At 63.8% G+C, this 307-nt stretch carries 1 protein-coding gene; it reads right to left on the bottom strand.

Annotation, left to right across the window (positions count from 1 at the left end):
* The coding region (locus tag ACYVTD_RS19020) for a 2-oxo acid dehydrogenase subunit E2 (RefSeq protein WP_461249139.1) at window positions 1-307 on the bottom strand (307 nt) is incomplete at both ends.

Here is a 307-nt window from a genome sequence, read left to right as displayed (position 1 = left end):
ACGTCGTGGTGGAACCGTGGCCGGTACTCCACGGGGTTGGTGTCGGCGACGAGGTGGCCGAATCGACGCCAGGCATCGATGAGTTCGACGACACGCGCCTGCTTGTCGACCTGGTCGGGACGATTCGCCAACCGATCGGTGGCCCACTGCACCGGGGCGTAGGGGATGCGCAGTGACTCGAAGATCTCTTCGTAGAATCGGTCGGCACCGGTGAGGAGCTCGTGGATGCGGCGCAGGAACTCACCGGACTGGGCACCCTGGATGATGCGATGGTCATAGGTGGAGGTGAGGGTCGTCACCTTGGAGA

The organism is Treponema sp. R6D11 (assembly GCF_054786075.1).
Note: the sequence above shows the minus strand (reverse complement) of the source record. Positions and strands in the feature narration are given on the sequence as shown.